24 protein-coding genes and 1 pseudogene are annotated in these 25,457 nt (G+C 68.2%); 9 read left to right on the top strand and 16 right to left on the bottom strand.

Annotation, left to right across the window (positions count from 1 at the left end):
• Nucleotides 1–7: 7 nt before the first annotated feature.
• A complete protein-coding gene (locus tag BM133_RS26890) occupies nt 8–916 on the bottom strand; it encodes a LysR family transcriptional regulator (protein WP_093440776.1) in 909 nt (302 codons plus the stop codon).
• 146 nt (nt 917–1,062) lie between these two features.
• Here BM133_RS26890 and BM133_RS26885 point away from each other — a divergent pair, with 146 nt between their 5' ends.
• Nucleotides 1,063–2,697, top strand: a complete 1,635-nt coding sequence (locus BM133_RS26885; protein ID WP_093441249.1) for a GMC family oxidoreductase — start codon at nt 1,063–1,065, stop codon at nt 2,695–2,697.
• 7 nt (nt 2,698–2,704) lie between these two features.
• Here the strand turns inward: BM133_RS26885 and tetR are convergent, their stop codons facing one another.
• Nucleotides 2,705–3,379 carry a tetracycline resistance transcriptional repressor TetR gene (tetR, locus tag BM133_RS26880; RefSeq protein WP_093440773.1) on the bottom strand — a complete coding sequence of 225 codons (675 nt, stop codon included), beginning with the start codon at nt 3,377–3,379 and terminating at the stop codon, nt 2,705–2,707.
• A 79-nt stretch (nt 3,380–3,458) separates the two neighbouring features.
• Between tetR and tet the strand changes: the two genes are divergently transcribed.
• The gene (gene tet / locus BM133_RS26875) at nt 3,459–4,676 is read left to right on the top strand and encodes a Tet(A)/Tet(B)/Tet(C) family tetracycline efflux MFS transporter (RefSeq protein WP_093440771.1); all 1,218 of its coding nucleotides are present in this window, start codon (nt 3,459–3,461) and stop codon (nt 4,674–4,676) included.
• Between the two features lie 120 nt (nt 4,677–4,796).
• Here the strand turns inward: tet and BM133_RS26870 are convergent, their stop codons facing one another.
• The 7 genes from BM133_RS26870 to BM133_RS26840 are packed head-to-tail and all read right to left on the bottom strand — an operon-like array spanning nt 4,797 to nt 11,520.
• Complete coding sequence (locus BM133_RS26870; RefSeq protein WP_093440768.1) at nt 4,797–5,864, bottom strand: ABC transporter substrate-binding protein; 1,068 nt, start codon at nt 5,862–5,864, stop codon at nt 4,797–4,799.
• A 12-nt stretch (nt 5,865–5,876) separates the two neighbouring features.
• A complete protein-coding gene (locus BM133_RS26865; protein ID WP_093440766.1) occupies nt 5,877–7,076 on the bottom strand; it encodes an NAD(P)/FAD-dependent oxidoreductase in 1,200 nt (399 codons plus the stop codon).
• The gene (locus tag BM133_RS26860) at nt 7,073–8,482 is read right to left on the bottom strand and encodes an NAD(P)/FAD-dependent oxidoreductase (RefSeq protein ID WP_093440763.1); all 1,410 of its coding nucleotides are present in this window, start codon (nt 8,480–8,482) and stop codon (nt 7,073–7,075) included. The genes BM133_RS26865 and BM133_RS26860 overlap by 4 nt, the downstream gene beginning before the upstream one ends.
• Entirely contained in the window at nt 8,479–8,793 is a 315-nt protein-coding gene (locus BM133_RS26855; protein ID WP_093440760.1) for a (2Fe-2S)-binding protein, read from the bottom strand. Before BM133_RS26855 ends, BM133_RS26860 begins: the two co-directional genes overlap by 4 nt.
• Nucleotides 8,794–9,588 carry an ABC transporter permease gene (locus BM133_RS26850; protein WP_093440758.1) on the bottom strand — a complete coding sequence of 265 codons (795 nt, stop codon included), beginning with the start codon at nt 9,586–9,588 and terminating at the stop codon, nt 8,794–8,796.
• A gap of 4 nt (nt 9,589–9,592) precedes the next feature.
• Complete coding sequence (locus BM133_RS26845) at nt 9,593–10,453, bottom strand: ABC transporter permease (protein WP_093440754.1); 861 nt, start codon at nt 10,451–10,453, stop codon at nt 9,593–9,595.
• Nucleotides 10,450–11,520, bottom strand: a complete 1,071-nt coding sequence (locus tag BM133_RS26840; protein ID WP_093440752.1) for an ABC transporter ATP-binding protein — start codon at nt 11,518–11,520, stop codon at nt 10,450–10,452. Before BM133_RS26840 ends, BM133_RS26845 begins: the two co-directional genes overlap by 4 nt.
• Before the next feature lie 205 nt (nt 11,521–11,725).
• Here BM133_RS26840 and BM133_RS26835 point away from each other — a divergent pair, with 205 nt between their 5' ends.
• The 5 genes from BM133_RS26835 (at nt 11,726) to BM133_RS26815 (ending at nt 18,279) form a co-directional block, all read left to right on the top strand.
• Nucleotides 11,726–12,604 (top strand): IclR family transcriptional regulator, encoded by an 879-nt coding sequence (locus BM133_RS26835; RefSeq protein ID WP_093440749.1) that lies wholly within the window; start codon nt 11,726–11,728, stop codon nt 12,602–12,604.
• 150 nt (nt 12,605–12,754) lie between these two features.
• A complete protein-coding gene (locus tag BM133_RS26830) occupies nt 12,755–14,293 on the top strand; it encodes an L-piperidine-6-carboxylate dehydrogenase (RefSeq protein WP_093440745.1) in 1,539 nt (512 codons plus the stop codon).
• Nucleotides 14,294–14,460: 167 nt separating this feature from the next.
• Nucleotides 14,461–15,366: an amino acid ABC transporter substrate-binding protein gene (locus BM133_RS26825; protein ID WP_093440742.1), complete on the top strand. Its 906-nt coding sequence runs from the start codon at nt 14,461–14,463 to the stop codon at nt 15,364–15,366.
• Nucleotides 15,363–16,580 carry a pyridoxal phosphate-dependent aminotransferase gene (locus BM133_RS26820; protein WP_093440740.1) on the top strand — a complete coding sequence of 406 codons (1,218 nt, stop codon included), beginning with the start codon at nt 15,363–15,365 and terminating at the stop codon, nt 16,578–16,580. Before BM133_RS26825 ends, BM133_RS26820 begins: the two co-directional genes overlap by 4 nt.
• Nucleotides 16,581–16,605: 25 nt before the next feature.
• A complete protein-coding gene (locus BM133_RS26815; protein WP_093440738.1) occupies nt 16,606–18,279 on the top strand; it encodes a thiamine pyrophosphate-binding protein in 1,674 nt (557 codons plus the stop codon).
• A gap of 171 nt (nt 18,280–18,450) precedes the next feature.
• On the opposite strand, the gene BM133_RS26810 is transcribed toward BM133_RS26815, so the two are convergent.
• Nucleotides 18,451–18,753, bottom strand: a complete 303-nt coding sequence (locus BM133_RS26810) for a hypothetical protein (protein WP_093440736.1) — start codon at nt 18,751–18,753, stop codon at nt 18,451–18,453.
• A gap of 17 nt (nt 18,754–18,770) precedes the next feature.
• Nucleotides 18,771–20,006 (bottom strand): ammonium transporter, encoded by a 1,236-nt coding sequence (locus BM133_RS26805; RefSeq protein WP_093440734.1) that lies wholly within the window; start codon nt 20,004–20,006, stop codon nt 18,771–18,773.
• A gap of 421 nt (nt 20,007–20,427) precedes the next feature.
• Between BM133_RS26805 and BM133_RS35600 the strand changes: the two are divergent.
• Nucleotides 20,428–20,594 (top strand): annotated as a pseudogene (locus tag BM133_RS35600) (sulfite exporter TauE/SafE family protein); the annotation flags it as partial.
• A gap of 72 nt (nt 20,595–20,666) precedes the next feature.
• On the opposite strand, the gene BM133_RS26795 reads toward BM133_RS35600, so the two are convergent.
• From BM133_RS26795 to BM133_RS26775, 5 genes are all read right to left on the bottom strand, one after another.
• A complete protein-coding gene (locus BM133_RS26795) occupies nt 20,667–22,178 on the bottom strand; it encodes a tripartite tricarboxylate transporter permease (protein WP_013538814.1) in 1,512 nt (503 codons plus the stop codon).
• Nucleotides 22,179–22,190: 12 nt separating this feature from the next.
• On the bottom strand, nt 22,191–22,679 hold the full coding sequence (locus tag BM133_RS26790) for a tripartite tricarboxylate transporter TctB family protein (protein WP_093440729.1): 489 nt from the start codon (nt 22,677–22,679) through the stop codon (nt 22,191–22,193).
• Between the two features lie 249 nt (nt 22,680–22,928).
• Entirely contained in the window at nt 22,929–23,348 is a 420-nt protein-coding gene (locus BM133_RS26785) for an RNA recognition motif domain-containing protein (protein ID WP_093440727.1), read from the bottom strand.
• A gap of 178 nt (nt 23,349–23,526) precedes the next feature.
• A complete protein-coding gene (locus BM133_RS26780; RefSeq protein ID WP_093053658.1) occupies nt 23,527–23,763 on the bottom strand; it encodes a DUF3820 family protein in 237 nt (78 codons plus the stop codon).
• A 9-nt stretch (nt 23,764–23,772) separates the two neighbouring features.
• Nucleotides 23,773–24,147: a translation initiation factor Sui1 gene (locus tag BM133_RS26775; RefSeq protein WP_093440724.1), complete on the bottom strand. Its 375-nt coding sequence runs from the start codon at nt 24,145–24,147 to the stop codon at nt 23,773–23,775.
• 46 nt (nt 24,148–24,193) lie between these two features.
• On the opposite strand from BM133_RS26775, the gene BM133_RS26770 reads away from it, so the two are divergent.
• Nucleotides 24,194–25,456, top strand: a complete 1,263-nt coding sequence (locus tag BM133_RS26770) for a DEAD/DEAH box helicase (protein ID WP_093440722.1) — start codon at nt 24,194–24,196, stop codon at nt 25,454–25,456.
• Nucleotide 25,457: the final 1 nt, after the last annotated feature.

Below are 25,457 nucleotides of genomic sequence, written 5' to 3'. Positions count from 1 at the left end.
CTTTTCTTCAGCTCCACGCCTTGCCCAGCGCGTCCCAGGCGCTGGCGATCACCGGCTCGTCGCGCCGCGAGGCCAGCGAGACGAAGCGCAGCGCGCAGTCCAGCTGCACCCGGTCGGCCATCGCGAGGCCGTGGGCCTGGCATTCGCGGATCGCGATCGAGTCGCGCACAAGGCTCAGGCCAATGCCGGACTTCAGGAGGTCGAGCATCGACGCCTCCTGGTCCACCAGCGCCACGCGCCGCGGCGAGAGCCCCAGCGGCGCGAACACGCGCTCCAGCAGCCGGTGGTGCGCCGACTCGGGCGGCGTCGCGAGCCAGGGCAGTGCGGCCAGCGCCTTCCAGTCGCGGCCCTGCACCTGCGGGCCCCAGCCGGCGGGTGCGACCACGCGGTAGGTGAAGCGGGTGAGCGTGCGGACCGCGAGCGCGGCTGGCGTTGCGGCCGGACTCTCTTCGCCGGGATCGAGATGAAACCCCACGTCCAGGTCCCCGCGCAGCACCTGCGCGAGCACGCTGCCGCTCATGCCGTGGCGCAACTCGGTCTCGATCTGCGGCGCGGCCTCGACCAGTTCGCGCAGGAACACGCCCAGCCGGGTGAATTCCGGATCGAGGATGGTGCCGATGCGCAATGCCCCGCGCACCGTGCCCTGGAGCTTGCGCGCGGCCTGCTGCAGATCGCCCACGGCGGCCAGCACCCGCTCGGCCTGCGGCAGCATCGCCGCGCCGTCGGCCGTGAGCGCCAGGCCGTGCGGCGTGCGCGTGAAGAGCGCGAGCCCGGTTTCCTCGGCAAAGCGCTTGAGCTGCAGGCTCACCGCGGGCTGCGTGAGGTGCAGCCGCTCGGCGGCGCGCGAGACGCTGCCTTCCTTCGCCGCGAGAACGAAGGCGCGCAAAATCTGGAGATCGATGGCGGCGGCAGTCATATAAGACCGATTTATAAGCCAATGGCGCCGAAATCATTGGCCTTTACGTCGGAGAGGCGGGTAGATTCCGGCCCGGAGCGCGCAACACGTCCATGAATCCCGGAAATATCGCGCGCAGGACACAGACACCGGAAAAAGAAGAACCCATGCGAGACAACGACAACACCTTCGACTACATCATCATCGGCGCCGGCACCGCGGGCTCGCTCATCGCCAACCGCCTGAGCGCCGACAAGACGAAACGCGTGCTGCTCATCGAGGCCGGCCGCAAGGACGACTACCACTGGATCCACATCCCGGTGGGCTATCTCTACTGCATCGGCAACCCGCGCACCGACTGGCTCTACAACACCGAGCCCGACGCCGGCCTCAACGGCCGGGCGCTGCGCTATCCGCGCGGCAAGACGCTGGGCGGGTGCTCCAGCATCAACGGGATGATCTACATGCGCGGCCAGTCGCGCGACTATGACCAGTGGGCCGATCTCACCGGCGACGACAGCTGGTGCTGGCAGAACGTGCTGCCGGCGTTCAAGAAGCACGAGGACTTCTACCTGGGCGCTGACGAAATGCACGGCGCGGGCGGCGAATGGCGCGTGGAGAAGCAGCGCCTGCGCTGGGACATCCTCGATGCGTTCGCCGAAGCCGCGGTGCAGGCCGGCGTGCCGCACACCACCGACTTCAACCGCGGCAGCAACGAAGGCGTGGGCTACTTCCAGGTCAACCAGAAGAACGGCTGGCGCTGGAACACCGCCAAGGCGTTCCTCAGGCCCACCTGCTACGGCCGGCCGAACTTCGAGTTGTGGACGGGTGCGCAGGTCTCGCGCCTCCTTTTCGAGAAACAGGAAGACGGCACGCAGCGTTGCACCGGCGCCGAAGTGTGGAACGGCAGCGAGATGAGCACCGCACTCGCCGAGCGCGAAGTGATCCTCTGCGCGGGTGCCATCGGCTCGCCGCAGATCCTGCAGCTCTCGGGCGTCGGCCCGGCCGAGCTCTTGCGCCAGCACGGCATCGACGTGGTGCTCGATGCGCCGGGCGTCGGCGCCAACCTGCAGGACCATCTGCAGATCCGCGCGGTCTACAAGATCGATGGCGCGCCCACGCTCAACGTGCTCGCATCGTCGATGGTCGGCAAGGCGAAGATCGGCCTGGAATACCTGCTGAAACGCAGCGGCCCGATGAGCATGGCGCCCTCGCAGCTGGGCGCCTTCACGCGCAGCAGCGACGCCTACGAGTGGCCGAACCTGGAGTACCACGTGCAGCCGCTCTCGCTCGATGCCTTCGGCGATCCGCTGCACAGCTTTCCGGCCTTCACCGCGAGCGTGTGCAACCTCAACCCGACGAGCCGGGGCTCGGTGCGCATCAAGAGCAAGCGCTTCGAGGACGCACCCGCCATCGCCCCCAATTACCTCAGCACCGACGAAGACCGCAAGGTGGCGGCCGACTCGCTGCGCGTGACGCGCCGCATCGCCTCGCAGCCCGCGCTCGCGAAATACAAGCCCGAGGAATGGAAGCCCGGCGTGCAGTACCAGAGCGACGAAGACCTCGCGCGCCTGGCCGGCGACATCGCCACCACCATCTTCCATCCGGTGGGCACCACGAAGATGGGCGCCGACGGCGATGCGATGGCGGTGCTCGATGCGAAGCTGCGCGTGCGCGGCATCCAGGGCCTGCGCGTGGTCGATGCGGGCGCGATGCCCACCATCACGAGCGGCAACACGAACAGCCCCACGTTGATGATGGCCGAGAAGGCCGCGGGCTGGATCGTCGAAGCCAACCGCTGAGGCGGCCTCAGCGGCGCGGGGCCTTGGGCTTCCTGTCCGCTTTGAGCCCGGTGGTCTTCTTGCCCGCCATGCCCGCGATGCGCGCCTTCGCGCCTTCGAGCATGAGCTGCACGCCGACATCGAACATCGCATCGGGCCCGGCCTTGCGGTAGCTGGCGAACGCCTCCGCCAGCAGGGGCCGCGATGCGGCGGCGGCATCGAGCGTCTGCTGCCGCACTGGCGCGTCGTCGGGCGCGGCCTGTTCCTCGAGCACGCAACCCACGGTGTAGCGGCCCAGCGCGATCATCAGCGCCATCGCCTGCGGCGCCGGCAAGCCACGGCTGACCACGGCGGCGAGCTGGGCCTCCACCATTTCCAGGTCGCCCGGATCGGGCTCGGTGCCCGCATGCAGGCGCGCACCGTCGCGCCGCGCCAGCAGCGCACGCCGGAAGCTGCGCGCGTTCGCGAGGAGGAACGCGTCCCACGATTCGCCCTCCAGCGGCAGCCGGCGCTCGTGGGCGCGGCGCAGGATCTGGCCGCTCATCGCATCGAGCAGCGCGCGCTTGTTCTTGAAATGCCAGTACAGCGCGGGCTGCTGCACGCCCAGGCGCTCGGCCAGCAGCCGGGTGCTGAGCTTGTCCATGCCGACCTCGTCGAGCAGCGCGAGCGCTGCCTCGAGGATCGTTTCGCTATCCAGTTTCATGCCGATGTCCGTGCCTGTTTCCGGACCGATGGTACGGGGACTTCCCAGTCAGGAATTTATCGCTGATAATTCCTTATCAATGATAAATTCCAACACATCTTCTCCGGCCGCCGTCACGGGCGGCGGCCACGCGCAGGCGGTGATCCTGGCGATCGTCACGCTCGACGCCATCGGCATCAGCCTGGTCATGCCCATCGTGCCGGGCTTGCTGCGCGAGGTCGGCCACACCGGTGAGCTCGGCTGGCACTTCGGCGCCTTTCTCTCGCTGTATGCGCTGATGCAGTTCCTTTGCGCACCGGTGCTCGGCGCGTTGAGCGACCGCTTCGGCCGCCGGCCGGTGCTGCTGGTGTCGGTGGCGGGCGCGGCGATCGATGCGCTCTTCATGGCCTTCGCGCCCTCGCTCTGGCTGCTGTTCCTGGGCCGCGCGATCGCGGGCATGACGGGCGCGAGCATGGCGGTGGCCTCGGCGGCCATTGCCGACCTCACGCCCGAGCACCAGCGCGCGCGCTGGTTCGGCCGCATGGGCGCCTGCTTCGGCCTGGGCTTCATCGCCGGGCCGGCCATCGGCGGCGTGCTCGGCGACCACGGCGTGCGGCTGCCGTTCATTGCGGCCGCGGTGCTCAACGGACTGACCTTCCTCGTGGGCCTGCTGGTGCTGCGCGAGTCGCGCCCGCCCGCACTCGCGTCGCAGCCCTTCGACCGCGGCGTGCTGCATCCGCTCGCATCGCTGCGCTGGGCCGCGGGCTTTCCCGCGCTGCTGCCGGTGCTTGGCGTGTTCCTGGTGCTCGTGCTGGTGGGCGAGGTCGCGGGCACGACCTGGGTGCTCCACGGCGAGGACCGCTACGCCTGGAACGGCACCACGGTCGGCCTTTCGCTCGCGGGTTTCGGCCTGATCCATGCGCTGGTGCAAGGCGTCCTGGCGGGCCCGCTGGTCGAGCGCTGGGGCGAGCGTGTGGCGATCGCGGTCGGCACCCTCTCGGACTGCACGGCCTACGCGCTGATCGCCTTCGCCTCGCAGGGCTGGATGGCGCTCGCGCTGCTGCCGTTCCTGTGCATGGGCGGCGTCGGCCAGCCCGCGCTGCAGGCGATGCTCTCGCGGCGCGTGGGTGAAGCCGACCAGGGGCGGCTGCAAGGCGTGCTCGCGAGCATCTCCAGCCTGGCCTCGGTGGTCGGCCCTTTGCTGATCAGCTCGCTCTACTTCGCGTTCCGGGTGCGCTTCCCGGGCCTCGTGTGGCTGGTCGGCGCCGTGCTCTATCTGCTGTGCCTGCCGGTGTTGGTGCGCAAGGCGAAAGCATAGTTGCCCGTCCCGTACCCGCCCCTTCGGGAACACCGAGGAACCGGCTTTGCCGGGCCTCAGGTGTTGCCCCCGGTAGGGGTTGGCGAAGCGACACGAAGTGCGCGCAGCCTGGGGGCGAGCCTATTTTTCGATGGTCTTGTTCCATCGCGAATTCCAGGCGGGCCGGTTCGCGTTGATGCTTTCCCAGTCGATGGTGATCGCCGTCTTCATCCATTTGTTGATGTCCGCCACCTGCGTCGCGCCTTCGCCCACGGCGGGGGCCTTCGGGTTGGTCGGAATCTGCGCGCCGTACTGAAGCACGTTGGCCTGCGCGAGCGGGCTGAGCAGGAACTCGGCGAGCTTCTGCGAGAGCTCGGGCTCGCTGTTGTTGGCGATCACGCACTGGCCCACCATGAGCACCACCGCGCCTTCCTTGGGCGGCGCGTACTCCACCGGAATGCCCTTGGTCTTGAGCGCGGCCACGGCCGTGGGCGTGAGCGGGAAGATCGCCGCCTCGCCCGTCTGCACCATCTCCGAGAGCTTGGCCGAACTGGGGATGTACTCCAGCACGTTCGGGCCAATGGTGTTCGGCCAGGCTTTGAAGCCAGGCTCCACGTTCTTGTCGTTGCCGCCCTGGATGCGGTTGAACATCAAGAAGCCGTGCAGCCCGAAGGACGAGGACGACATCGACTGGAACACCACCTTGCCCTTGAACTTCGGGTCGGCCAGGTCCATCCACGAGGTGGGCGCGGCCCAGCCCTTTTCCTTGAACATCTTGGCGTTGTAGGCGAGACCCGTCATGCCCAGGCTCACGCCGCTGGCCATGTCGTCCTTGAAGCGCGCGGCCGGATAGATCTCGGCGAGCGACGGGTTGGGCTTCTGCTTCTGGCACAGGCCCATGCCGATGGCGCGCACCATGATGCCGTCGTCCAGGAACATCACGTGCATCTGCGGGCGGTCCTTGTTGGCCTGCGCCTTGGCCAGGATGTCCGACGAGGTGCCCGGCACCACCACCACCTTCGCGCCGTACAGCTTCTCGAAGGCCGGGAACACGTACTGCGTGTACGCCTTCTCCATGGTGCCGCCGTTCATGCCGATGTAGAGCGTCTTGGTCTGTGCGCTGGCCATGCCGGCCGCCGCGAGCAAGGACGCCGCCGCCGCCCCGAGCAGGGTCCGGCGAAGGGAGAAGGTCTTCTGGGTACGGGACATGGTGGGTGCCTTTCAGGGGAGGGTGGGGACGGAAGCGGGGGTGGGAGTGGGAGTGGAGAGGGCTTGTTCTTCATCCGCTGCTTCTCCCTCTTCTTCGGGGAAGGAGCGGTCGACCGCGAACGCATCGATGGGTGTGCTGCTGTGGCCGTCGCGCACCAGCTCGGCCAGCACCTCGCCAGCAGCCGGGCCGATCTGGAAGCCCGCGCCCGAGAAACCGAAGCCATGGAAGAGGCCGGGCGTCGTGCGGCTGGGCCCGAGCACCGGCTGGCGGTCGGGCATGTTGCCTTCGGTGCCGCTCCAGGTGCGGATGAAATGCGCATGGCGCAGCGCGGGCAGCAACTCGATGGCCTGCACGGCGAGCGTGGCGATGGCGTCGCGATCGACGCGGGCGCGATCGGCGTCGAGCGCATAGCCCCGGCCGCCGCCGAGCACGAGGTTGCCGCGCGCCACCTGCCGGCCGTAGATGCCGCCGCCCTCGACGCCCAGGCTCCAGTCCATGAAGTGCGGCAACGGCTCGGTCACCACCATCACGGGGTGGCTCGCGCGCAGCGGCACCGCCTCGCCGAATTGGGCGGCGAAAGGCGCGGCCCATGCGCCCGCGCAATTCAGCAGCACTGGCGCATGCACTTCGAGCGCGTTGCCCGAGCGCAGCATGAACATCGCGCCGTCGTGCGCCACTTCGTCGACCGCGTGGCGCTCGAAGATCTGCGCGCCCGCGCGTTGCGCCGCAAGCGCGAAGGCGGGCGACACCAGCCGCGGGTTGGCCTGCCCGTCTTCCACGCACAGCGAGCCGCCGACCGCGCGCGGGCCGAGCCACGGGCAGCGCTCGCGCAGGCGCGCGGCGGAGATCAGCTCCAGCCCGAGGTCGAAATCCAGGCTCTGCGCGCGGTAGCGCTCGAGCGAGGCCATGTCCGATTCGCTGCGCGCGATCTTGAAATGGCCCGAGCGCAGGTACTCGCCGTCGGTGCCGATCAGCGAGGGCAAGCGCCCCCATATCTGGTGTGCGCGCTGCGCGAGCGGCAGCTGGCTCATCGGCCGCCCCTGGCGCCGCACGCCGCCGAAATTCACGCCGCTGGAGCGCGAGCCGCAGAGGTCGCGCTCCAGCAGCGCGACGCCGATGCCCATCTGCCGGAGCGCCAGCGCGGCCGACGAACCGACGATGCCGCCACCGACGATGGCCACGTCGGTGCGCAGGGTCCTGATCGCGCTCATGCGCCGGCTCCTTCGGCAGAGGCGTGCGAGACGAGGTGGATCGGAATCGGCTTGATCGGCGCCTGCCCGCGCAGCCGGCCCACTTGCTGCAGCGGCTGGCCCGTCGCGTGCGCGAGGATTTCTGCTGCCGCCACGCCGCACATGCGCCCCTGGCAGCGGCCCATGCCGACGCGGGACAGCGCCTTCAGGCGGTTCATCTCGTCGGCGCCGTTGGCGGCGACGGTCTGGCGCAGCGTGCCGGCGGTGACGTTCTCGCAGCGGCAGACGACGAGATCGTCGGGTGCGTTCGCGGCCCAGTCGCTCGGCAGCGGAAAGGCGCGCTCCAGTCCGCGCCTGAAACCCGTGAGCGCTTCGAGCTTGCGTTCGAGCGCTGTGGCACGCGTGGCATCGACGGCCACGCCGCGGTCCGCGAGCAGCGCGAGCGCGGCGCGTTCGCCGGCCCACTCGGCCGCATCGGCGCCCATGATGCCGGCGCCATCGCCCGCGAGGTACACGCCGTCGACGCTGGCGCGGCCCGCTGCATCGCGCACCGGCAGGTGGGCGCGGTGCATCGGCGCGAATTCGAAGCAGCAGCCGAGCAGGTCGGCCAGTTGCGTCTCGGAGCGCAGCGCGTAGCCGAAGCCGACGGCGTCGCAGTCGAGCGTGCGCTCCGCGCGGCCGTCGTGCCACGCGACGCCGGTGACGCGGCGCGCTTCGGCATCGCCGATCACGCGCAGCGGACGCACGCCGCCGTGCAGCGGCACGCCGTGCGCGCGCAGCCACGCAACGAAGTACACGCCTTTCGCGAACACGGCGGGTTGGCGCAGCATCGCGGGCGTCGCGGCGATCTGGTCGGCGAGCCGCGCGGTGTCGAGCACCGCCGCGACCTTCGCGCCGGCCTTCGCATACTGGTACGCCACGAGGTACAGCAACGGCCCCGTGCCCATGAACACCACGCGCTCGCCGATGGCGCAGCCCTGGAACTTGAGTGCCACCTGCGCGCCGCCGAGCGTGTAGACGCCGGGCAATGTCCACCCCGGCATGGGCAGCACGCGGTCGGTCGCGCCGGTCGCGACGATCAGCGCGCCGTGCGGCACGCGCGTCGTGGTGCGCGTCGGGTTGTGCAGCACGTCGAGCACGCCGGCTTGCGCGTTCCACACGAGGCTGTCGGGGCGGTAGTCGATGCGATCGCGCAGTGCGTCGAAGGCGGCGTGAACCGCATTCGCGCGCGATGCCTCGAAGCCGTAGAGCGTGGCCGCCGTGCGCTGGACGAAGTTGGTGGGCGGGCGGCGATAGATCTGTCCGCCGGCGCGCGCGGCCTCGTCGATCACGAGGGGGCGCAGGCCGTGCGCGACCAGCGCCTCTGCAGCACGCACGCCCGCCGGCCCGGCGCCGACGATCACGGGTTGGAGCTCGGCATCCGTCATGCGCCGCTCCGCCCGGTGACCAGCGCCATGCCCGGCGCGATGAAGGTGGAGCAGGCGCGCAGGCGCTCGCCTTCGGCGGTGGCGATCCAGCAGTCCTGGCAGGCGCCCATCATGCAGAAGCCGGCGCGCGGCGTGTCGCTGAATTCGTTGCGGCGAAGTTGACCGGCCTGCGTGAGCACCGCCGTGAGCACCGTGTCGCCGGCGAGTGCCGAAGCGGGCGCGCCATCGAGCGTGAAAGCCACGGCGGCACGGCCGGTCTCGGCCACGCGGTGCAGCAATGCGTGGTGTGCAGAGGAGGAGGAGGACGCCATCTACTTGCGCCCCACCAGCACGCGGTCCAGCCCGTAGAGCCGGTCCAGGATCACCATCGCGATGGCGGTCACCGCCACCATCAGCGCCGAGACCGCCGCCATCAGCGGATCGATCGATTCGGTCGCATACATGTACATGCGCACCGGCAGCGTCACCGTGCTGGGCGAGGTGACGAAGATCGACATCGTCACTTCGTCGAAGCTGTTGATGAAGGCCAGCATCCAGCCGCCCGTGACGCCCGGCAGGATCATCGGCAGCGTGATGCGCCGGAACACCGTGGCCTGGCTCGCGCCGAGCGAGAGCGCGGCCTGCTCGGCGCTGCGGTCGAAGCCTACGAGCGCGGCCACCACGAGGCGCAGCGTGTAGGGCGTGACGATGAGCGCATGCGCCATCACCAACCAGCCGAAGCTGCCCGTGCCGCCCACCAGCGCGAACAGGCGCAGCAGCGCCACGCCCAGCACCAGGTGCGGAACGATCAGCGGCGAGAGGAAGAGGGCGTTGAGAAAGTCGCGCCCCGGAAACTCATAGCGCGTGATCGCCATGCCGGCCGGCACCGCGAGCAGCGTGGCGATGGTGGCCGAGGCCAGCGCGAGCCACAAGCTGTTCCAGAACGACTGCATGAAGTCCGGATGCGCGAACACCGCGGCGAACCAGCGCAGCGAGAAGCTGGTGGTCGGAATGGTCAGCGTGTTCTCGGGCGTGAACGCGACGATGCACACCACCAGCAGCGGCGCCAGCATGAAGGTGATGACGAGCGCGTTGAACGCGAGGGCGAAGGGGCCGTTCTTGCTCATCGCTTCAGCCCAGCGCTTTCTTGTAGCGGCCTTCTACGAGGCGGTTGTAGCTCAGCATGACGATGAGGTTGGCGGCGAGCAGCGTGAGCGCGATGGCGGCGCCGAGCGGCCAATTCAGCTCGCTCAGGTACTCGTCGTAGACCACCGTCGCGACCATCTTCAACCGGCGACCGCCGAGCAGCCCTGGGATCGCGAACGAACTCGCGGCCAGGCCGAACACGATCAGGCTGCCCGAGAGAATGCCGGGCATCACCTGCGGCAGCACGATGCGGCGCAGCGTGGTGAACGGCGAGGCCTTGAGCGAGAGCGCGGCGTTCTCCACACCCGGGTCCAGCTTCTGCAGCGATGTCCACACCGGGATCACCATGAACGGCAGCATCACGTGGACCAGCGCCACGATCACCGCGATCTCGGTGTAGAGCATCTTCACCGGCCCGATGCCCACGAGGCCCAGCAGCGAATTGACCGCGCCCTCGGGCCCGAGCAGCATGCTCCAGCCGAAGGCGCGCACCACCACCGACACCAGCAGCGGCGCGAGTACCACCAGCAAGAGGATCGAGCGCCACGGGTTGCGCATGCGGCTGAGCACATAGGCCTCGGGCGCGCCGATGACCACGCAGATCAACGTGACCAGCGCCGAGATCCAGAAGGTGCGCCAGAAGATGCCGTGGTAGTACGAGTCGGTGAACACCTGCGCGTAGTGCGCGAGCGTGAATTCGCCCGCCTTCGGCCCGGTGGCCGGGTCGTACACGTTGAAAGACAGCACCGCGGTGAGCAGCAGCGGCACCAGCAGCAGCGCGGTGAACAGCAGCAGGGCGGGCCCCGAGAGCCACCACGGCGCGGCCTTGTTCTTGATGCCGCTCATGCCGCGACCGCCTCCTCGGCCGGCAGCAGGCGCGTGCAGTGCGCCGGCCAGTCGATGCCGACCGCGTTGCCTTCGTCCAGCGCATCGCGGCCGTCATTGGGGCTGAGCACCATCAGGTCGCCGGCGGGCGTGGCGATGCGGTAGAGCCACTGGCTGCCGAGGAAGAAACGCTCCTGCACCGTGCCGTCGAGCCGGCCGCGGCCGGCCGTGACCAGCTGGAGCTTTTCGGGCCGCACGCTCATGAGCACCGCGGCGCCGGCCTTGAAGCCGTCTTCGTCGACCCGCACCGCGAGCGGACCGACCTCGACGTTGCAGCTGCCGGTGCTGCAGGTGGTGACGCGCCCGTTCAGCAGGTTCGCCTTGCCCACGAAGGTGGAGATGAAGCGCGTGCTCGGGTGCTCGTACACGCGGTGCGGATGGTCGATCTGCGTGGCGCAGCCGCCTTCCATCACCACCACGCGGTCGCTGATCGACATGGCCTCGCTCTGGTCGTGGGTGACCATCACCGTGGTGGTGCCGACCTTGCGCTGGATCTGGCGCAGCTCGAACTGCATTTCCTCGCGCAGCTTGGCGTCCAGGTTGGAGAGCGGCTCATCGAGCAGCAGCACCGGCGGCTCGATCACCAGCGCGCGGGCGAGCGCCACGCGCTGCCGCTGGCCGCCCGAGAGTTCGCGCGGGTAGCGCGTGGCGTGCGGCTCCAGATGCACCAGCGCGAGCGCCTGCTTCACCCGTTCGGCGCGCTCGGCCTTGGGCATCTTGCGCATTTCGAGGCCGAAGCTCACGTTGTCGGCCACCGTCATGTGCGGAAAGAGCGCGTAGCTCTGGAACACGATCCCCAGGCCCCGCGTGTTGGCCTTGGCGTTCGTGATGTCCTTGCCCGCGAGATCGATGCGGCCGCTGCTGACGGCCTCGAAGCCCGCGATCATCTGCAGCGTCGTCGTCTTGCCGCAGCCCGAGGGGCCGAGCAGCGAGACGAATTCGCCCTTTTCGACGGTGAGGTTCATGGCCGACACCGCGCGGGTGCTGCCGTAGAACTTGGTCACGTCGGTAAGCCGTAGGAATGACATGGAAGCGCCTTTCGTGGGGGCAGGAAGATGGCGTGCGACACCTTGGTGCAGGCCATGGACCGCTGAGTACTTTCAATTCACTCTATTGCAACGATTGCGCCAGAACGCCTCGGGTATTCCATTAATCAGAATCTTTCTCTGATTTATTCCATTCATTGGAATATCAATCCTAAAATCGCCTCAGAAAATTCCACAGGAGCAAGGTATGGAAACCCCTTCGGAGGCCGCTTCGGCATCGACCGCATCCAGCGGCGGTGTGCCGCGCGTCTTTTCGGTGATCCGCGCGCTCGGCGCGGTGCAGGCCGAAGGTGGCCGCGTGACCCAGATCGCACGGTCCGTGGGCTTGACGCAAGCCACCACGCACCGTTTGCTGCAGGCGCTGATGGCCGAGGGCATGGTCGAGCAGGACGAGCGCACCAAGCTCTACCGCCTGGGCATCGATTTCTTCGCGCTCGCAGCCAACGCCGGCAACCCCGGCGACCTGCGCGCGATCTGCCGGCCGGTGCTGCTGCGCCTGTGCGCGAGCCTGGGCGACAGCATCTTCCTTTTGGTGCGCAGCGGCTTCGACGCGGTGTGCCTGGACCGCAGCGAAGGGCCGTTTCCCATTCGCTCGTTCACCGGCGACATCGGCGGGCGCATCGCGCTGGGCGTGGGGCAGGGCGCGCTGGCGATCCTGGCCTTCCTGCCGGAAGCCGAGCGCGAAGAGGTGATTCGCTTCAATCTCTCGCGCGTGCGCGAGTACGGCGTGTACGACGAGGTTTATCTGCGCACCGAGATCGAGCGCGTGCGGCAGGCCGGCTACGCGGGGCGCAACACCGGGCTGCTCGAAGGCATGGCGGGCGTGGCGGTGCCGATCCTCGATCGCGAAGGGCGCGCGGTGGCCGCGCTGAGCGTGGGCACGATCGCCGACCGGCTCAATGCGGACCGCATGCCGACGGTGGTCGAACTGCTCAAGCGCGAGGCGGCGGCCATCGGGCCGAAGATCAATCCGTTCGATGCGACGCTGAGACGGCCGGCGCAGAGTCTTGCGGGGTCGCCGGCGGGGCAGCGCATCAGCCTGCCCGACGCGCCCAAGCCCACGTAGGCCGGCCGCGCCAGAGGGCGCAGTTCATTCCCCAAACGCATCAAGTCCTTCCTTTTTTTCACTAGGCAACCCAGCGGGATTCGCAGATATTGGCCGGGTTTCCCGCCCCTCTCGGTTGCCTTTCTTCTTCCTCCTTTCCGGAGCGCGCCCATGCCTGAAGCCCAAGCCCCCCAATCCCTCCCCACCGAAGTCGAACAGCTGCTGCAGCGCCTGGGCGTGCCCCGCACCGCCCATACCGGCGGCGAGCTGACGGTGCGCTCGCCGGTCAGCGGCGAGGTGATCGCACAGGTGCCGCAGACCACGGCCGTGGAGGCCACCGGTGCCATCGGCCGCGCGCATGAAGCCTTCAAGGCCTGGCGCAACGTGCCGGCGCCGCGCCGCGGCGAACTGGTGCGGCTGCTCGGCGAAGAGCTGCGCGCCGCCAAGCGCGACCTGGGCCGCCTCGTCACGCTGGAGGCGGGCAAGATTCCGTCCGAGGGCGCGGGCGAGGTGCAGGAAATGATCGACATCTGCGATTTCGCGGTCGGCCTCTCGCGCCAGCTCTACGGCCTCACGCTGGCCACCGAGCGCGCCGAGCACCGGATGATGGAAACGTGGCATCCGCTGGGCGTGTGCGGCGTGATCTCGGCCTTCAATTTTCCCGTGGCCGTGTGGTCGTGGAACGCGGCGCTCGCGCTGGTGTGCGGCGACTCGGTGGTGTGGAAGCCGTCCGAAAAAACACCGCTGACCGCGCTGGCCGTGCATGCCATCGCGCAGCGCGCCATCGAACGTTTCGGCGACGCACCCGAAGGCCTGCTCGGCTTGCTGCTCGGCCAGCGCGACATCGGCGAAGTGCTGGTGGACGACCACCGCGTGCCGATCCTCTCGGCCACCGGCTCCACGGCGATGGGCCGGCAGGTCGGGCCGAAGCTGGCTGCGCGCTTTGCCCGCGCGATCCTCGAACTGGGCGGCAACAACGCGGCCATCGTCACGTCCTCGGCCGACCTGGACCTCACGCTGCGCGGCATCGCGTTCTCGGCCATGGGCACGGCCGGCCAGCGCTGCACGACGCTGCGGCGCCTGTTCGTGCACGACAGCGTGTACGACCAGCTGGTGCCCAAGCTCGCGAAGGTCTACGGCAACGTGCAGGTGGGCGATCCGCGCGAGGCCGGCACGCTGGTCGGTCCGCTGATCGACCGCGCGGCCTTCGACGGCATGCAGAAGGCCTTGGGCGAAAGCCGCGAGCTCGGCGCCAAGGTGCATGGCGGCCAACGCGTCGACGGCATCGGCACGCAGGACGCCTACTACGTGCGCCCCGCGCTGGTAGAGCTGAAGTCGCACGACGGCCCGGTGCTGCGCGAGACCTTCGCGCCCATCCTCTATGTGGTGCGCTACAGCACGCTGGACGAGGCCATCGAATGGCACAACGCGGTGGGCGCGGGGCTGTCGTCGTCGATCTTCACGCTCAACGTGCGCGAAGCCGAGCGCTTCATGTCCAGCGCCGGTTCGGACTGCGGCATCGCCAACGTCAACATCGGCCCGAGCGGCGCTGAAATCGGCGGCGCCTTCGGTGGCGAGAAGGAAACCGGCGGCGGGCGCGAAGCGGGCTCGGACAGCTGGAAGGCATACATGCGCCGCGCGACCAACACCATCAATTACTCGACGGCATTGCCCCTCGCCCAGGGCGTGACCTTCGACATCGGAGATTGAGGCTCGCCCCCAGGCTCCGCGCACTTCGTGTCGCTTCTCCAACCCCCTACCGGGGGCGACATCTGCAGCCCGGCGAAGCCGGTTCCGCGATGCCCCACGAAAAATCATGCCGCGCCGGCAGGGCGTGCCGCGCCCTTTCAAAGAAAAACTACCAGGAGACAGAGAAGATGAAAAAGCAACTGAAGACCCTCGCCACCGCAGCGCTGCTCGCGCTCGCATTCGGCAGCGCCACCGCGCAGCAGGCCCCCGCGGGCGGCACGCTCGACAAGATCAAGACGAGCGGCAAGGTCGTGCTCGGCGTGCGCGAAGCCTCGCCGCCCATGGCCTACATGCTGGGCGCGGGCGAGAAGTACGTGGGCTACCACGTCGAACTCTGCGAGCGCGTGCTCAAGGACATCACGCCCAACGCCAAGCTCGAATACATGGCGGTGACCGCGCAGAACACCATCCCGCTGGTGCAGAACGGCACGCTGGACATCGGCTGCGGCCCCACCACCAACAACACCGCGCGCCAGCAGCAGGTGGCCTTCGCGCTCACCACGTATGTGAGCGAAGTGCGCATGGCGACCAAGGTCGATTCGGGCATCGCCACGCTGGACCAGCTCGCGGGCCGCAACGTGTCGGCATCGACCGGCACCACCGCCGTGCAACTCTTGCGCAAGCGCGAGCGCGCGCAGAACGTCTCGTACAACACGATGCTCGGCAAGGACCACCTGGAGAGCTTCCTCCTCATGGAGTCGGGCCGCGCCGATGCCTTCGTGCTCGACGACAACCTGCTCGCCGGCATCATCGCGAACTCCAAGAACCCGGCGGCCTACCGCATCGTGGGCGATGCGCTGGGCTCGGAGCCGATCGCGCTCCTGTTCCGCAAGGACGACCCGGCCTTCAAGACCGCGGTGGACGAGTCGCTGCGCAAGCTCATGAAGAGCGGCGAGCTCGAGAAGATCTACACCAAGTGGTTCGTGGCCGCGATTCCGCCGAAGAACACCAGCCTCAACCTGCCGATGAGCCCCGCGCTCAAGCAGCTCCTGCTCGAACCCAACGACAAGCCATTGGAAGCCTACGCGAAGTGACAGACGCCGCCGTGTTCTCGCCGGCGCAACGTGTGCGCGCCCTCAACGTCTCGGAGATCCTGCGCATCACTGACCATGCGCAGGCGCTCAAGCGCGCCGGCCGGCCGGTGATCGTGCTGGGCGCGGGCGAGCCCGACTTCGACACGCCCGAGAACATCCGGCATGCGGCCTCGCAGGCCATTGCGCGCGGCGACACGCGCTACACGGTGCTCGACGGCAGCCCGGCGATGAAGGCGGCGGTGCAGCTGAAGTTCAAGCGCGACAACGCGCTCGATTTCGCGCTCGATGAAATCAGCGTGAGCGCGGGCGCCAAGCAGGTGATCTTCAACGCGCTGATGGCGAGCCTGAATCCGGGCGACGAAGTGATCCTGCCCGCGCCGTACTGGACTTCGTATGCGGACATCGTGCAGATCTGCGGCGGCGTGCCGGTGTCGGTGGCGTGCGGCGAGGACAACGGCTTTCGCCTGACCGCGGCGCAGCTGCAAGCGGCCATCACGCCGCGCACGCGCTGGCTCTTTTTGAACTCGCCGTCGAACCCGAGCGGCGCGGCCTACAGCGCCGCGCAACTCAAGCCGATCACCGACGTGCTGCTCGATCACCCGGGCGTCTGGGTGCTGGCGGACGACATCTACGAACACATCCTCTACGACGGCCTGGCCTTCGCGACACCGGTGGCCGTCGAGCCGCAGCTGCGCGCGCGCACGCTCACGGTGAACGGTGTGTCCAAGGCCTATGCGATGACCGGCTGGCGCGTCGGCTACGGCGTGGGGCCGCGCGCGCTGATCGCCGCGATGGCCGTGGTGCAGAGCCAATCGACCTCGTGCCCGTCGTCGGTGAGCCAGGCCGCCGCGATCGAGGCGCTCACCGGACCGCAGGGCATCGTGGCCGAGCGCTGCGCTTCGTTTCAACAGCGCCGCGACTTCGTCGTGGCCGCGCTCAACCGCACGCCGGGCCTGCATTGCCGCGTGCCCGAGGGTGCCTTCTACACATTCGCGAGCTGCGCCGGCGTGCTCGGCAAGCGCACTGCCGCCGGCGCGCTGCTGCAGACCGACAGCGACTTCTGCCGCTACCTGCTGCAGGACTTCGACGTGGCGGTGGTGCCGGGCAGCGTGTTCGGGCTCGCACCGTACTTCCGCATCTCGTATGCGACGTCGATGGCGCAGCTCCAGGAGGCGTGCGCGCGCATCGCCGCCGCCTGCGCCGCGCTCTCCTGAACATCTTCATTCCACGGGAACCCTCATGACTTCCTCCCGCACCGGCGGCCAGATCCTGGTCGACCAGCTCATCACCCACGGCGTCAAGCAGCTCTTCTGCGTGCCCGGCGAAAGCTTCCTGGCCGTGCTCGACGCGCTGCACGATGCATCGATCGACGTGACGGTGTGCCGGCAGGAGGGCGGCGCCACGATGATGGCGGAGGCGCAGGGCAAGCTCACGGGCAAGCCCGGCATCTGCTTCGTCACGCGCGGTCCGGGCGCGACCAACGCGGCGGCGGGCGTGCACATCGCGCACCAGGACTCGACGCCGCTCCTGCTGTTCGTCGGCCAGGTCGCGCGCGATGCGCTGGGCCGCGAGGCCTTCCAGGAGCTGGACTACGGCGCGGTCTTCGGCACGATGGCCAAGTGGGTGGTGCAGATCGACGACCCGGCGCGCGTGCCCGAGCTGGTGTCGCGCGCTTTCCATGTCGCGACCTCGGGGCGGCCCGGTCCGGTGGTGATCGCGCTGCCCGAAGACATGCTGACCGAAGCCGCCGTGGTGGCCGATGCGCTGCCGTATGCAGTGACCGAAACCCATCCAGGCGCGGCGCAACTCGCAGAGCTGCAGCAGCGTTTGTCGCAAGCGCAGCGGCCCGTGGTCATTCTTGGTGGCAGCCGCTGGTCGGAAGCCGCGACGCAGCAGTTCGCAAAGTTCGCCGAGGCGTATTCGCTGCCCGTGTACTGCTCGTTCCGCCGCCAGATGCTGATGTCCGCCGAGCACCCCTGCTATGCGGGCGACCTGGGGCTCGGCGCGAACCCGCGCATGCTGGAGCGCATCCGCAATGCGGACCTCGTGCTGCTGGTGGGCGGACGTTTGTCGGAAGTGCCGTCGCAAGGCTACGAGCTGTTCGCGATCCCGCAGCCCAAGCAGGCGCTGGTGCATGTGCACGCCGATGCCGACGAGCTCGGCAAGCTCTATCGCCCGGCGCAGGGCATCCACGCGACGCCGCAGGCGTTTGCCGAAGCAGTGTCCACGCTGCGCCCGGCGTCCCCGCCCGCCTGGCAGGCCGAGACCCAGACCGCGCACGAAGAGTTCCTGCGCTGGAGCGACCCGGCTCCCATCCGCATCCCCGGCCCGCTGCAGATGGGCGAGGTCATGCAGCACCTGCGCGAGGTGCTGCCGGCCGACACCATCTTCTGCAACGGCGCGGGCAACTTCGCGACCTGGGTGCACCGCTTCTGGCCATTCCGCGCATTCGCGAGCCAGCTCGCGCCGACCAGCGGATCGATGGGCTACGGCCTGCCGGCCGGCGTCGGCGCCAAGCGGCTGTGGCCGGAGCGCGAGGTGGTCGTGTTCGCGGGCGACGGCGACTTCATGATGCATGGCCAGGAATTCGCGACCGCCGTGCAGTACGGCCTGCCGATCCTCGTGGTGCTGCTCGACAACGGCATGTACGGCACGATCCGCATGCACCAGGAGAAGCACTACCCCGGCCGCATCAGTGCCACGCAGTTGAAGAACCCCGACTTCCGCGGCTATGCCGAGGTGTTCGGCGGGCACGGCGAGCGCGTGACCACGACGGACGAGTTCGGCCCCGCACTCGCGCGTGCACGGGCCAGCGGCAAGCCGGCGATCCTGCACTGCCTGCTGGACCCCGAGGCGATCACGCCGGCCAGCACGCTGCAGTCGATCCGCAAGGCCGCGCTGGCGGCGAACTGAAGCATTGCTCAGAGCGGTCGTTATCGGCCGCTCATTGGCAGCGCCCACCAGTGCGCAGGGCATCGGGTGCTCCCCGCAGCGAAATCAAGGGGGAGGCCGCAGGCCGGAGGACATTCGCGGAGGGGAGCACCCGGTGCCCTGCGCACCCGTCCTGAACGCGACCTCAAAGCGTCAGCGCAATCCACCCACGTAGCGAGGCGGCGGCGAAGGCGGCGTCCCGTCGGGTTGCCGCGCCGCCAGCCGCGCAGCGCGCGCCAGCGGCTCCATCGCCTGCTCGAGCCGCGTCGCCAGCTGGTCGAGTTCCTCGTCCTGGGTCTCGGCGGCATGCAGGCGCGTCATGCGCACGATCTCCGCGGCGTACTCGGCATTGGTGGCCATCCATTCGGTGTCGGTCACGCGCCCGTGCTTTCGCCGCAAAGCCACGTGAAGACGGGCTGCAAGCGCGATGCGTTCGCTTTCGGACATGGATGGCATGGCGTCTCCCTCGGTGGTCAGGCTCCCAGGTGTTCACGATGCTGAGCAAGATCGAGGCCCAGCTGTTCGCTTTCGGGATCGACGCGCAATCCGACCAGCACGTGCACCAGGAACAGCACGATCGCCGTTCCCGCCGCGCTGTAGATCGCCACGCTGCCCACGGCGATGGCCTGCGTCAGCACATTGCCCGTCGCGCCCGAGATGCGTGCATCGGCGAACACGCCCGTGAGCAGCGCGCCCACGATGCCGCCGATGCCGTGCACGCCGAACACGTCCAGCGAATCGTCCGCGCCGAGCATGTGCTTCAGGCCCGTGGCGCCCCAGTAGCAGGCCAGGCCGGCGATGGCGCCGATGGCCAGCGCCGAGAGCGGCGTGACGAAACCCGCAGCAGGCGTGATCGCCACCAGCCCGGCCACCAGGCCCGAGCAGAGCCCCAGCAAAGAGGGGCTGCGGCGCACGATCCACTCGCCGATCATCCAGCTCATCGCACCGGCGGCCGCCGCGATGTGCGTGACCAGCATCGCGAGGCCCGCGCGCCCATCGGCCGCTACCGCAGAGCCCGCATTGAAGCCGAACCAGCCCACCCACAGGAGGCCCGCGCCCATCATCGTCATTGCCAGGCTGTAGGGCTCGAAGGCCTCGCGCCCGTAGCCCTTGCGCGGGCCGAGCGCATAGGCGCACACCAGCCCCGCGATGCCCGCGTTGACGTGCACCACCGAGCCGCCCGCGAAGTCGAGCGCCCCCATCTGCGCGAGCCAGCCGCCCGGCTCCCACACCCAGTGCGCGATGGGCGCATAGACCAGCACGCTCCACAGCAGCGCGAACCACAGCACGGCCGAGAAGCGCATGCGCTCGACGAAGGCGCCCAGCACCAGCGCGGTGGTGATGATCGCGAAGGTGAGCTGGAACATCGCGTAGACCGATTCGGGCACGTTCGGCGCGACGTGGCTCACCGCGACCTGCCCGGCCTCCTTCAGGTACTCGAAGCCCGAGAACCAGAAGCGCCCGGTGCCCCCGAGCCAGGGCCAGCCGGCGGTGAAGGCCAGCGAATAGCCCAGCGCGAACCAGGTGAGCGAGACCGCCGCGGCGATCGCCACGACGGCCGCCATGGTGGCCAGCACGTTCTTGCGCCGCACCATGCCGGCATAGAAGAGCGCGATGCCGGGCAGCGTCATGAGCAGCACCAGCGCGGTCGACGTCATCATCCAGGCGGTGTCGGCCGCGTTGATGGAGGCTTGCGGGACCAAGGCCATGGCAGTGCGCTTCTTCGAGTTGTCGGATGTGGCGCTACGTGCACGAGTCGTGCCACATCGTTAACTACCAGAAACACTTTGGTTTGCGAATCGGCTGTCCGTAGTAAGGCAAAGCGGGTAATTCCCAATGCACTGGTGCGGTGCAGCACATAAAGTCTGCGCACTCGCGAACGGGCCCTGCTCGTGCTGCCGAGGGTCCGAGGAGACAACTTCCCCTTCAAAAAGAAAAATCCTTCAAGGCATCCGCACGAGATGCCAGCTTGAACTTGAAAGGCGCCGCTGGTCGGCGCCTTTTTTATGCCTGCGCGACGGGCGTCGGCAGATCTTTTTTACCCAATCGAATCCCCGGGTTGCCCGCGTGCTGCGGTCCTTTGAAGCTATCTTTTCAGTAGCGTCTTGGGTGAGGTAATCCCGCCGTGGAATGCGGGTGGCGATGGGCGGCTCGCCGCTCGCGGAATTTGTCGATTCGATCGTCGCGCAGGCGGCTCGATCCTGGTGCCGGGGCCGTTTGCCGTCTTTCCGGGCGCACCACCAGCGGCGCTGCCGGGCACCAACAAGAGTGCGTCGATATGGGGCGCGCCCATCGCCGCGGCGTTGCTGAAATGAACAAGCCCCTGCGCTTTCGTGCAGGGGCTTGTTCCGGGAGCGCCGGGGCCGGGCTTACTCTTCGACGAAGGCCTCTTCGCGCTTGGCCTTGATCGACGGCAGCAGCACGATGCACAAGAGCGCCGCCGCAGCCACCAGCAGCCCGGCCGACAGCGGCCGCGTGACGAACACGCTCCAAGCGCCGCGCGACAGCAGCAGCGCGCGCCGGAGGTTCTCTTCCATCATCGGCCCGAGGATGAAGCCCAGCAGCAGCGGGGCCGGCTCGGTCTTGAGCTTGAGGAACAGGTACCCGATGAAGCCGAAGATCGCCACCATCCACACGTCGAAGGTGTTGTTGTTGGTCGAGTACACCCCGATCGCGCAGAACAGCACGATGGCGGGGAACAGGAACTTGTAGGGCACCGTCAGGAGCTTGATCCACATGCCGATCAGCGGCAGGTTCAGGATGATCAGCATCGCGTTGCCGATCCACATCGAGGCGATCAGGCCCCAGAAGAGCTCGGGGTTGCTGGTCATCACCTGCGGGCCGGGCTGGATGTTGTGGATGGTCATCGCGCCCACCATCAGCGCCATCACGGCGTTGGGCGGGATGCCCAGCGTCAGGAGCGGGATGAAGGAGGTCTGCGCGCCGGCGTTGTTGGCCGACTCCGGCGATGCCACGCCGCGGATGTTGCCCTTGCCGAAGGGCACTTCGCCGGGGCGCATCTTGATCTTCTTCTCCAGCGCATAGGCCGCGAAGGCCGCCAGCAGCGCGCCGCCACCGGGCAGGATGCCCAGGGCAGAGCCGAGCGCCGTGCCGCGCAGCACCGCGGGCGTCATGCGCTTGAAGTCGTCCTTCGTGGGCCACAGGCCCTTGACCTTGTGCGTGAACACTTCGCGCTCGTCGTCGGGCTGCGAGAGGTTGCCGATGATTTCGCCGTAGCCGAACACGCCCATGGCGATCACCACGAAGCCGATGCCATCGGTGAGCTCGGGGATGTCGAAGCTGAAGCGCGCGACGCCCGAATTGACGTCGGTGCCCACGATGCCCAGCAGCAGGCCCAGCACGATCATCGCCACCGCCTTCAGGAGCGATCCCGAAGCCAGCACCACGGCGCCGATCAAGCCCAGGGTCATCAGCGAGAAGTACTCGGCCGGGCCGAACTTGAAGGCCAATTCGGTCAGCGGCGGCGCGAAGGCGGCCAGGATCAGCGTGCCGACGCAGCCCGCGAAGAACGAGCCCAGGCCCGCAGCCGCGAGCGCTGGGCCTGCGCGGCCCTGCCTTGCCATCTGGTAGCCGTCGATGCAGGTGACCACCGAGGACGACTCCCCGGGCAGGTTCACCAGGATGGCGGTGGTCGAGCCGCCGTACTGCGCGCCGTAATAGATACCGGCCAGCATGATCAGCGCCGACACGGGCGGCAGCGCATAGGTGGCGGGCAGCAGCATCGCGATGGTCGCGACCGGGCCGATGCCCGGCAGCACGCCGATCAGCGTGCCCAGGATGCAGCCCAGGAGGCAATACAACAGATTGGTGAAGGTAAAGGCAACGCCGAAACCGATGGAAAGGTTGTGGATCAGGTCCATGGTGCGTGCTCCTCAGCCCGAGATGAAAGTGGGCCAGACCTGGATCTGGAGCTTGAGCGCCCAGATGAAGGCCACATAGCTGCCGGCCGCCAGGATGGTGGAGAGCACCAGCACGTCGCGCAGCTTGAACTGCGTGCCTGCCAGGCTGGAGATGATCGTGAGCGCGTAGATCGCGATGATCATCCCCATCGCCGGCAGGCCGATGCTCGGCAGGCCCCCGAGGAGGATGCCGAACGCGAGGTTGGCGCCGAGCACGAAGGCCAGCGGCCTCCAGGCCCATTTGCCGATCTTGTCGCCGTCGGTGGTCTCCACCACCATGGCCTGGAACATGATGACCACCCCCAGGATGGCCAGCAGGATGCCCAGCATGAGCGGGAAGTAACCGGGGCCCATGCGCGCGCCGTTGCCGACGGTGTAGGTGGTGGCGCCTATCGCGAAGGCGCCCCCCACGGTGGTGAACATGACCCCTGAAAAGAAGTCCGCCTGACTCTTGATCTTCATTGCCTCGACCCTCTGTTTTGGAGAGGTGAGGGTCGTCGTGCGCGGCTGACCGTTGGCTGACCGCTCCGGTAAGGACAAATGCTTAGGCCAGGATTAGGGTTCTCCCCGGAGCAACGTTTTTTTGCCTGTGAAGGTGGTCCCTCGGTGTTCCTGGAACAGAGGAAAAAGAAGGGCCGGAAACGAAAAAAGCTCCCGAAGGAGCTTTTCATTCATTCAGGGAGCCGAGGCTCCCCGAGTGTGGATGAGGGCTTAGTAGCCGCCGCGACCACCGCCGCCGCCGCCGTAACCGCCGCCGCCACCGCCGCTACGGCCACCGCCGCCGCCGCCGTAACCGCCGCCGCCGCCACCACCACCGTAGCCGCCGCCACCACCAGCGCCGCCGCCGTAGCCGCCACCACCGCCGGTGCGGGGAGGACGTGCTTCCATCGGACGGGCTTCGTTCACCGTCAGGGCGCGGCCCTGGAGCGAATGGCCGTTCATGGCTTCGATGGCTGCGAGTGCTTCAGCATCCGAACCCATTTCGACGAAGCCGAAGCCCTTCGAACGGCCGGTGTCGCGTTCCATCATGACCTTGGCGCTGACGATCGAGCCGAACTCGCCGAAAGCTTGTTCCAGGTCGTTGTCACGCACGGAGTAGGCGAGGTTGCCTACGTAGAGTTTCTTGCCCATGGAGGGACTCCTAATTCAAACCAACAAAACAAAGCGATGGAGTCCCAGAATCACAACAAACAAGTGCGCTGTGGCGCGAAACTGACCGATCACCGAATTACGTGCACGGGAGACAAGCTCACAGACACGTGGACCGAATTATCCCGATCCTTGGCAAAAAAGCGTGGGAAATCGTGTGTTATTGAGAAACATCCCGGCGCGACGGGCGGTTTCGCAACGGTTTCAGGAGGTCCGAGAGCCCGTTGTGGTCTATTTCATGCATCAAATGGAGCAGCCGGCCGATTTCTCCCGAGGGAAAACCCTCGCGTGCGAACCAGGTCAGGTAATTTCCGGGCAAATCGGCGATCAGCGTGCCCTTGTGTTTGCCAAAAGGCATCTCCAGGGTGACGAGGCGCTGCAGGTCTTCAGGTTTCATGGGTTGCTTTCAGCCTCCGGCGCGCTTGACGGTATGGCCCTGCTTCACGAGGGCCGCGATCACCAGTTCGCGGTGATCGCCCTGGATCTCGATGATCCCGTCCTTCACCGTGCCGCCCGAGCCGCAGGCCGTTTTCAGCTGCTTGCCCACCGCCGCGAGCGCCGCGGCGTCCAGGGCGATGCCCTTGATGACCGTCACGCCCTTGCCTTTGCGGCCCTTGGTCTCGTGCGATACACGCACAATGCCGTCAGTGGCCGGCGCGCGCGCCTTCAGTTCCTTGCAGCGGCATTGCGCCATCGGCGCACGGCAATCGGGGCACATGCGGCCGCCCGCCTCGGTGGAATACACCAGCGCGCTGGCCTGATTGCTTTTCGTCGTCGCCATTCGATCCATCTCTTCTCTGTCCGGGTTTCTCTCTCTGTCTGCTCACATGCCATTCGACTCACTGGGCCTGGCCCCCGCGCTCGTGCGGGCTGCCGCCGAAAGCGGCTATGCCGCGCCGACCGCCATCCAGGCCGCGGCCATCCCCGCGATTTTGCAGGGCCGCGACGTGCGGGGCTCGGCGCAGACCGGCTCCGGCAAGACCGCCGCATTCTCCCTGCCGCTGCTGCAGCGCCTGGCCGCCGAGCCCGCCCAGTCGCCGCGCCGCGTTCGCGCCTTGGTGCTCGTGCCCACGCGCGAACTCGCAGCCCAGGTCGGCGAGACCATGCGCAGCCTCGCGCAGCACCTGCCCGAACGCCTGAAGATCGCCATCGCCTTCGGCGGCGTCTCGATCAACCCGCAGATGATGAGCCTGCGCGGCGGCGCCGACATCGTCGTCGCCACGCCCGGCCGGCTGATCGACCTGGTCGAGCACAACGCGCTCAAGCTGGGCGCGGTCTCGATGCTGGTGCTCGACGAGGCCGACCGCCTGTTCGACCTCGGCTTTGCCGAAGAACTCGGCCGCATCCTCGCGCTGCTGCCTGCACAACGCCAGAACCTGCTCTTCTCGGCCACCTTCCCGCCGGCGATCCAGTCGCTGGCCGATGGCATGCTGCGCGACCCCGCGGTCATCGACGTGCAGGGCGAGCCGGGCACCGAGCCGAACATCGTGCAGCGCGTGATCGAGGTCGATGCGAACCGCCGCACACAGCTCTTGCGCCACCTTCTGAAAGAGAACGAATGGGAGCGCGTGCTGGTGTTCGTCGCCACCCAGCATTCGGCACAGACCGTGGCCGAGAAGCTCTACAAGAACGGTGTCTACGCGGTGCCCTTCCACGGCGACATCGCGCAGGGCACGCGTACCGGCATCCTCGCGCAGTTCAAGGAGAGCCGATGGGACGTGGTGATCGCCACCGACCTGGCGGCGCGCGGCATCGACATCGCGCAACTGCCCGTGGTCATCAACTACGACCTGCCGCGCTCGCCCACCGACTACATCCACCGCATCGGCCGCACCGGCCGCGCGGGCGAAAGCGGCCTGGCGATCAGCTTCGTGAGCGCGTCGACCGAGGCGCACTTCCGCGTGATCGAAAAGCGCCAGGGCCTGAGCCTGCCGCGCGAGCGCATCGAAGGGTTCGAGCCGACCGAGGTGGCCGTGCCGCTGGTCGATGCATCGGGCACCGGCGGCATCAAGGGCAAGCGGCCGAGCAAGAAGGACAAGCTGCGCGCCGCGGCGCAGCAGGGCAAGGGCGAGGCCGGCGAGGAGCGCTGAA

The organism is Variovorax sp. 770b2, from assembly GCF_900115685.1.
GTDB lineage: Bacteria > Pseudomonadota > Gammaproteobacteria > Burkholderiales > Burkholderiaceae_C > Variovorax.
This window is presented reverse-complemented; position numbering and strand designations above follow the sequence as displayed.